Here is a 6,847-nt window from a genome sequence, read left to right as displayed (position 1 = left end):
TGGCGGTATTCACAAACAAGCAAAAACCTCTCGAACAGCCTATATTAGCTATGTTGTAGACACTTTGTTGAACTAAACCTAAAGGTAGCTTCGAGAGGTTGTCTTCCCGCCATTAGCTACCTTTAGGTACTGTTTAATTCAAATCTTTGAAATTATGAAAAAAAAGCAAGACCCTTATTGAAAAGGCCTGTATTTCAGTTCCGGAATTCGGGACACTCCATCGCAAGCTAAAACGTTCTGTTGAACTCTCCGGTAAAAGCCAGAGCACCCTTACCAATTATGCCCGCTGCCTGGCGCACATCGCCCTTCATTTTAACTGCAGCCCTTTGGATCTGGATGAAGAACAGATCCTTGATTACCTACACGTTTTAAAATCACGGCACAAGACCCCGTCGGACAGTTTCTTCAAACATACTGTTTATGGGCTGCGCTATGCCTACCGTATTTTTGGGATGAAAGAAATGCGCGTGGTGCTTCCTTCCATTGAACGGCCCAAGAAACTTCCAGTGGTATTAAGCTGCAAAGAGGTAAAACAACTGCTGCGTACCCCCAAACTGCTAAAGCACCGATTGGTACTTGCGATGCTCTATGGCTGTGGGCTCCGCAGTTTTGAACTGCGCAACCTACAGGTCAGGGACCTGGATTTTGACAGGATGGCGGTGCACGTGCGCCAGGGAAAGGGGCGTAAGGACAGGTATGTCCCCCTGTCCAAGATCCAGGCCCGTGGGCTAAAGAAGTATCTCCTGGCAGAAAACCCGGTCACCTGGTGCTTTACCGGCAATGACAGGACGGGCAGTCCGGCCCGGCTTTCCTCGCAGGGGGTAGGGTGGATCGTCCGGGAGGCCCGCACGCGCAGCGGTATCCAAAAGGAGATCACCGCCCATATCCTGCGGCACAGTTATGCCACCCATCTATTGGAAATGGGCCTGGACATTATGAGCGTGAAGGACCTTTTGGGGCACGCGGATATCCAGACCACCCTTATCTACCTGCATGTGGCACAATCGGGTAGGCAAAAGCCGTTCAGTCCGCTGGACGGGCTTTATGAAAAAGCGTAATGGCACCGGCTACCTATGAAGTGGCCCAGATCCTGGAGCGCAACAGGGAACAGCTGACCCGTTATTGTGCCAATAGTTGGCAGGTCCGTACCCTGCATGCTTTGCGCAAGTGCCGCACCGCTGCCCTTGGTGGCCATATCGACCGTTGCAGCGATCCGGCCTGCCATAAGCTCCACCTTAGCTACAACAGTTGCCGAAACCGTCATTGCCCCAAGTGCCAGGGACATAAAAAAGAGGAGTGGGTCCGTGCCAGGGAGGCCGACCTGCTTGGCGTGCCCTACTTCCATGTTGTTTTCACCCTGCCGGCCGAACTGAACAGGTTGTGCCTGTACGAGCCTAAATTGGTGTACAGCTTGCTGTTCGGGACGGCCTGGGGCACCATCAGGGATTTTGGCGGCAACCCCAAATTTTTGGGTGCCAAGATGGGAATGATCGCCATCCTGCACACATGGGGCCAGAACCTATCGCTGCACCCGCACCTGCACTGCATTGTCCCGGGTGGTGGCATTACCCAATCCGGCAAATGGAAACCTACCAAAAACAAGGGGAAGTACCTGTTCCCGGTAAAGGCAATGAGCAGGGTCTTTAGGGCCCGGTTCGTGGCGGGGCTGCGCAGGGAGCAGGGAAAACGGCAATCCCCCTCTTTTTGCCAGAGCCTGTTCAGGCACAACTGGGTGGTCTATTGCAAACATCCATTTCTAGGGCCATCGCAGGTAGTGGAATACCTGGGGCGCTATACCCATAAGATCGCGAACGGCAACCATCGGATAAAAGGTCTGGAAGATGGAAACGTACGGTTTATGGTAAAGGATTACCGCCATGGCGGTAAAAAGACGGTGCTCGAGCTGTCCGATGCCGAGTTCATCAGGCGGTTCGCACTGCATATCCTGCCCAAGGGGTTTACCCGCATCAGGCATTATGGCATCCTGAGCAGTTATCATAAAAGAACTGTCATCCCAGAACTGCAGAAAGACCTGGGCAGGCCAAAGCTTGCGGAAAAAGAGCCCCTGCTGCACCGCAAGTGCCCGGCCTGCAAGAAAGGGAACCTTGTTGCCATCGCGACCTTCACAGCTCGAGGACCGCCCAACCATTGGCGGGAGCAGATCAAAAAACAAATAAACAGGTCTATATAGAAAACGCAGATCCCAGCGTAAAGGGACAGCTATGGCCAAAACGCAAGAAAACCGCCCGAAAGTTGTGAAAAACAGAGCGGAGAAACTACAAAACGCAACCTATACTTTTATTCCCTGCCAGTAAAGGTGACCGATCCTTCCAAAACTGGAGAAACCGAATCCTAGAAACAATCCCAACCAATACGAATCCCCATAGAGGCAAGCCGACCAACACCGGTTCAGTCAACACGGCATTCATGTTAGGTCGTACCGACCACACGAATGCCTTATTGTGTGTAGGCTTTATTGTTATTATCCAATACTGTTCGATTTTTGGCGATTACATTGTTCACACAAAATTTGCAAATTTCTATATGTGTTTGAACCACCTTTTGAAAAAGGAATTATGTGGTCAAATTCTATTTTTTCTTGACTGCCACATTTCACGCATTTTCCGCCATCTCTATTCCAAACTCGGTCAAGAACTTCTTGAGAAATTGGGGCACGTTTTAAATCTGATTCATTTAGGTTTGATAAAAATCCTTCCTCAATTAATTCTTTTCTGACTTGATTTTTAAGTTGTCTTCTTTTTTCTTTCTCTATTTTTTCATTTTCTTTTTCTAAAATTTCCTGTTTAAGAATTTCTTTCAATTCATTTTCTTCGGTAATTTCTTGCGCTTTAATTAGTTCTTTTACTTTGGTAGAAATAAGTTCTTCGTGTAATGGTAAAATATGCTTTTTGAATTGGTTAAATCTTTCTTTTTTTACTTTACCAAGTTGTAAAAAAAGCTCAAGTTGATTGGTGTTTGGTATTAGAACTGCTCTTGCTCGTGAACCATCGAAAGGCCCAACAATTCCAGCCAATTCAAGGTCGTCTATTAATTTACCTGCTCTATTATAACCTAATTTTAATTTTCGTTGAAGTAGAGAAGCTGAACCTTGCTGATGTTCGACAAGTATTCTTGAGGCTTCTGGAAATAAAGGGTCAAAATCAGATGAACTAAATTCAAATTTAGGTCCAGTCGACATTCTATCATTTATTTCTTGTTGAATGTATTTTTGAATTTCATCGTCCGTTAGGATTATCTCTTTATTTTCATCAAGTGCATCAGCTATTTTTTTTGTTACAAATTCTTTTTTTGAAATTAAGTCAGACTTTTGAGTTGAATCAATATTTTCATTTTCGGTATTTTCCGATTTCGAATTTTTACTACCTCTTAAAAAATCAAATATGCCCATTTTTATTCTTTCATGAATGTTTGTTCAGCTTACACACAACAATTGTATATAGTAACAAGTTACTATATTTCTATTTTTATAAATAATACGAAATTAAGCTTTTGAAATAACAAAGGATAATCCAGTAAAACGAGCGTTTTGGGTTTCCACCACCCGAAGTGCGCCTGCAAGCATCAAAATATATCTAATTGGATAGAGGTAGTGATTACTCGCTGTCAAATACCCGTCCTTCATGCTTAGAGGCTTTTGCTTTACTTGATTGTACTTATGCCTCCCGATCTCCTATAGTAGTTCCCGGATAATCTCTCGATTGCGGTTAAGCCCGGTTTCTTGACCGTATACAACCTTTCTCAAAGAAGTGGATTGGATTATAAATGAAAGTATGGCGGAATTGTCACGATTAGCGGTGTTTTCGTCATAATGTCCGACGTTTTCACCACTCCCCGTCACTTTCCCAAAAACAGGATTTCAATGAGAATAGGGGTTAGAGAGTATTATATTAGGATAGTGTCAATAGTGTTACTTTTTTTAGAAAGTTTGTAGTATTTATTGACTAATACAATAGAGGGTAAACGTATAGACTCCCGTCAAAAATTTCCGTCACTCCGTCACTTTGTACACTTTTGGAGGTTAATATGCTGAATTATAGTGTTTTAAGTAGTGACGGAAATGTAACACCGAAAACGTCACTTTGGATAAATGCACTAAAAACACAAATCCATTATTTAGAATTATTCTAAATAATAAAATTGCTAGCGTCCGTTTTATCGCTGTAACCCTACAAGGTCAACAAAACGACCCTAAACATAGTTTTCACACGCGCCACAGACACCCCCCGCCCCCTTATTTATAATCATTCTAAATAATATCTTGGGCGAAATCCCTCCCTGAAAAACTACACACCGCAAATTTGCGTTATGTTATTCTATGAGAAAAACAATACCGTTAATTCTATCGATTGCAGCCCTAGCCATTGCATTGTTTTCTTATTGGAGGCCATCCGATAAAATAGCCGTAACGGATCAGCACCTGAAACCAATCTAAAGACGGGGTTGCGTTCTAATATGGAACACTACCTAAATAGTTATGTTACTGATAAACAAGATGGTAAGTAATTTTAAGATAATTAATTGTACGGTAATTGTCCGATGCCCCCTTTTCAAGCCTCATTTTCTGCCTTATTTGGAATAATTCTAAATAAAAGCGACCTACAAGATCCTAGAGAAATCAAGTAGGCCGCTCACCTTTAAACAAACAATTAATTTTAGAAAGCCGTTAGGTCGCTAAAAACAAACTCCTTTCCTTCGGCCTCCTTTAATATTTTCAAAACTCTCTTATACTTCTTTGTCGGTTTCCCGCTACGGTATCGTACAAAGCCTTTCGAATTCAATTCCTCAATCGCTAATTCCCCCTTCATCGCAGCCCCAAAGCGGGCGTTAATCTTTTTCAGGGCATTCGCCTTTATCTGACTTTGATAATGCAACCCGGATGCTCTTGCAATTGACAGTATCCCATTGACCAGATACAGCTTTTCCGCTCGCTTACCTGACTTTGGACAAACCATGTAAAACGACCCACCGCCGAAATGGTTTTTGCGCGGGCTTAGTTCGATGTCAATACGTTTAGTCCGATCCTCGTACAAGAATTGAAAAATCAATTTTGGTTCATCCGTTGTAATGGAGGCCACAACCCTAACGTTATATTCGTAGCCCGCCGAAATAAACTCAATATCCGTGTACGATAGTTTCCCTTGCTCTAAAAACCCCTGTTGTTTTAGCCATTTTGTTGAAATGGCAAAACATTCGTTTAAATTATATTTTCTTTTCATTCCGTTCGTTTCTTTTATATTCGTCTCTTTTTATTTTGTAAAGCGATACGGCCATTTCGCGAACGTCGTACCCGTTAATGGTTTGTTTCCACAATATAATGGACTCTAAAATTTCAACCGGGGAAAGTGATGGCTCTAATTCCTTTTCGATGGCAGCCAACATAAGCGGCTCAAATTCATTAGTGGAACTGATTGTCGGGTTTGCCGTCCTCAGTTCGGCGTAAATATCTTTTACTTCTTTCATAATAGTTTTATTTTAAGTTAAATATATAGGTCGGCTATGTCCGCGCCGTGCGGTAATTGCTTTTGGTTCTCCACAAATTCACTAACTACGATCTTGAATCCTTTAGCGTTAAGTTCATCCGCTTTCAATTTCCAATCCGCCGCGCTCCCTTTATCGGGATACAGGATAACGGTGCGGCCTTTGAGCGGCGCGAACAACTCCGCTTTGATTCCTGTCTTGGATCCGCACGCCATCCATATACCCGAATTATCCAGTAAGGACATTACTAAACTTGACTTCTCTGATTCACAACACATTACAGGATTATTAGGTTCGGATTCCGATAAGTGCAACCCGTAAAGGCTCTGACTTAAATTAAACTCGGTTTTCGCCCCGTGGTTATGCATCCAGTTAATATGCGGATAAGGCTCTTTAACCCGTTTGCCCGTGGCCGCGCTATATTGAATAACTTTCCCGGCTCGGACTTTCCCGCTCGTGTCAACCTGAAAAAAGCAAGTAGCGTTTTCCCAAAAGGCGTTCGTACCTCCTGTATTATACCTTAGCATTGCATCCCGGACGCGCCCCGCGTCAAACTTCGTCTTTAGGTATTTCGTTAGGTTGCATTCTATCCCGCCATTAACGATCCCTTCCATTAATCGCGGCGCGTGGTAAGACGGCTTAACCTCTCTTGTTTTTCCTGAAACCGTTACCACCGGATTAACTACCCCGCCGCCATCATTAAAGACCTTGCTTTGAGCCGTGGCCGTGCTAATGCCGTTCGTATCGCAGTACCACCCCTTGACCCACAACCCCGCCGCCTCCTTTTCGAGTACCTGACTTTTAGGTATGTATTGGATCTCAAAGTTTTGGTTAGTTATCCGGTAGGCTTTAGGGCTATGGTCGCTAATGGATTTGCAGGGCATAAAATAACCCACGTCACCACTTGGCGGCGTTTGAAAATATTTACAACTCTCAATACGCTCGCACCTTCCAAACACCCCCGCCAAATACCCCCCGGTTGTCGTATGGACGTATTTGACAAGCCGACGCTTTCCACACGCCGGGCAAACGAATTTCTTAGCGGACTTGTCCAACGTGTATTTAAAAGAGTGATTGCTCATTTTCCAATTTTAACTCGGTTTCCAAATAGGCACATTGCCCGACATTTTGCCTTTTTATCAGTACGCCGCTCTTGACCAGTTCCCGCTTAAAGTTCAATCGGCTAAACGGGGTTGACCCGACTTCTTTACAGTACCTTGTATATTTGGGGAATAGTTCGGCAATCGGCTCGTAATCGATTTCGCTGATCGCAAAGCCGTTTTCATCCATCCAAAGCAATACGCTATTACTTTCCAGTTTAAAAAGTTTGCCTACGCTTTCGATTTCT

The 6,847-nt window shown here is 44.1% G+C and carries 7 protein-coding genes; 2 read left to right on the top strand and 5 right to left on the bottom strand.

Annotated elements, in window-relative coordinates:
* Nucleotides 1–326 precede the first annotated feature (326 nt).
* Nucleotides 327–1,058 (top strand): tyrosine-type recombinase/integrase, encoded by a 732-nt coding sequence (locus ACEW8S_RS14895; RefSeq protein WP_373518919.1) that lies wholly within the window; start codon nucleotides 327–329, stop codon nucleotides 1,056–1,058.
* Nucleotides 1,058–2,191 carry an IS91 family transposase gene (locus tag ACEW8S_RS14890; RefSeq protein WP_373518918.1) on the top strand — a complete coding sequence of 378 codons (1,134 nt, stop codon included), beginning with the start codon at nucleotides 1,058–1,060 and terminating at the stop codon, nucleotides 2,189–2,191. Before ACEW8S_RS14895 ends, ACEW8S_RS14890 begins: the two co-directional genes overlap by 1 nt.
* Nucleotides 2,192–2,482: 291 nt before the next feature.
* Here ACEW8S_RS14890 and ACEW8S_RS14885 read toward each other — a convergent pair whose 3' ends face one another.
* The 5 genes from ACEW8S_RS14885 to ACEW8S_RS14865 all read right to left on the bottom strand — a co-directional run.
* On the bottom strand, nucleotides 2,483–3,409 hold the full coding sequence (locus ACEW8S_RS14885; protein ID WP_373518917.1) for a DNA translocase FtsK: 927 nt from the start codon (nucleotides 3,407–3,409) through the stop codon (nucleotides 2,483–2,485).
* 1,264 nt (nucleotides 3,410–4,673) lie between these two features.
* Nucleotides 4,674–5,237: a hypothetical protein gene (locus ACEW8S_RS14880; protein ID WP_373518916.1), complete on the bottom strand. Its 564-nt coding sequence runs from the start codon at nucleotides 5,235–5,237 to the stop codon at nucleotides 4,674–4,676.
* Nucleotides 5,221–5,481: a hypothetical protein gene (locus ACEW8S_RS14875; protein WP_373518915.1), complete on the bottom strand. Its 261-nt coding sequence runs from the start codon at nucleotides 5,479–5,481 to the stop codon at nucleotides 5,221–5,223. The genes ACEW8S_RS14880 and ACEW8S_RS14875 overlap by 17 nt, the downstream gene beginning before the upstream one ends.
* A 17-nt stretch (nucleotides 5,482–5,498) precedes the next feature.
* Nucleotides 5,499–6,581, bottom strand: a complete 1,083-nt coding sequence (locus ACEW8S_RS14870; RefSeq protein WP_373518914.1) for a DUF6371 domain-containing protein — start codon at nucleotides 6,579–6,581, stop codon at nucleotides 5,499–5,501.
* Nucleotides 6,562–6,847 (bottom strand): hypothetical protein (locus tag ACEW8S_RS14865; RefSeq protein WP_373518913.1); only part of this gene is annotated, 286 nt, incomplete at its 5' end. The genes ACEW8S_RS14865 and ACEW8S_RS14870, both read right to left, overlap by 20 nt.

The organism is Pricia sp., from assembly GCF_041745955.1.
GTDB lineage: Bacteria > Bacteroidota > Bacteroidia > Flavobacteriales > Flavobacteriaceae > Pricia.
The sequence above is the reverse complement of the archived record's forward strand: the minus strand, read 5'-3'. Positions and strand labels throughout refer to the sequence as shown.

Excerpts from the sequence above, each read along its gene's own strand:
- ACEW8S_RS14890 (WP_373518918.1), top strand. The coding sequence starts at position 1,058 with ATGGCACCGGCTACCTATGAAGTGGCCCAGATCCTGGAGCGCAACAGG.
- ACEW8S_RS14875 (WP_373518915.1), bottom strand. The coding sequence starts at position 5,481 with ATGAAAGAAGTAAAAGATATTTACGCCGAACTGAGGACGGCAAACCCG.
- ACEW8S_RS14880 (WP_373518916.1), bottom strand. The coding sequence starts at position 5,237 with ATGAAAAGAAAATATAATTTAAACGAATGTTTTGCCATTTCAACAAAA.
- ACEW8S_RS14885 (WP_373518917.1), bottom strand. The coding sequence starts at position 3,409 with ATGGGCATATTTGATTTTTTAAGAGGTAGTAAAAATTCGAAATCGGAA.
- ACEW8S_RS14870 (WP_373518914.1), bottom strand. The coding sequence starts at position 6,581 with ATGAGCAATCACTCTTTTAAATACACGTTGGACAAGTCCGCTAAGAAA.